Origin of the sequence: Pollutimonas rozaliensis (assembly GCF_048751585.1) — a bacterium.
GTDB lineage: Bacteria > Pseudomonadota > Gammaproteobacteria > Burkholderiales > Burkholderiaceae_B.
In genome coordinates this window covers 1-274 of sequence record NZ_JAZHOB010000103.1, presented here as the reverse complement: position 1 = coordinate 274, position 274 = coordinate 1, and the positions used below count along the sequence as shown (strand labels likewise).

The 274-nt window shown below is 53.6% G+C and carries 1 protein-coding gene; it reads left to right on the top strand.

Features of this window, described 5'->3' with window-relative positions; genetic code table 11:
* Positions 1–67: 67 nt before the first annotated feature.
* Positions 68–274: respiratory nitrate reductase subunit gamma (locus tag V0R37_RS22155; protein WP_420376564.1), on the top strand; the 207-nt coding region annotated here is incomplete at its 3' end.

Below are 274 nucleotides of genomic sequence, written 5' to 3'. Positions count from 1 at the left end.
CGCTTGGCCGAGCGCAAACACACCGTTCAGAGCCAGCCGGTGCGCATTATGCCTGCTCCGTCTTTAAATGCCTCTTCCGCTCCTTCCGCCGATCGTTAATAGGAGAATCACCATGTATGACGCGATTGCGCATTACTTAACCCATCTGATCTACGGTTACTACCCCTATCTCGCGGGCACGGTGTTTCTGCTGGGTAGCCTGCTCCGCTTTGATCATGGTCAGTACACCTGGAAGACCGGTTCTAGCCAGATGCTCTCTTCAAAGAATATGCGC